The sequence below is a fragment of the Xanthobacter versatilis genome, assembly GCF_043193975.1.
GTDB lineage: Bacteria > Pseudomonadota > Alphaproteobacteria > Rhizobiales > Xanthobacteraceae > Xanthobacter > Xanthobacter autotrophicus_E.
On record NZ_JBAFVB010000037.1, the window covers coordinates 1 to 310 of the forward strand.

The following is a 310-nucleotide window of genomic DNA, read 5'->3' on the forward strand; positions in this document are numbered from 1 at the left end:
GGTGCGCATCAACACGCCAGCGGTGTAAGTCTTGGTGGTTACCACGCCGCTCGCCGCCTGCAGCAGCGACTGGGTAAGATAGCCCGAAGACGGATCATAGGTCAGCGTGGTGCGCGTGCCATCCGCCGCGACGTTGATGTCCGTGGTCTTCTGTCCCGCGCTGTTATAGGTCACCGTGTCCTTGGTGCCGTCGGCAGCAACCATCTGCACATAGTCAAGGGTACCGTCGGCGTGGAAGCGCTCAGTGAGCACCGTGACGCCTGCGGCATTCACCGTCAGGTGCTGCGACGTATAGGTCTGGCCGGTGATA

Annotated in this window: 1 protein-coding gene; it reads right to left on the reverse strand. The window is 61.9% G+C overall.

Annotation, left to right across the window (positions count from 1 at the left end):
- Positions 1-310: hypothetical protein (locus tag V5F66_RS22275; protein WP_394094742.1), on the reverse strand; the 310-nt coding region annotated here is incomplete at both ends.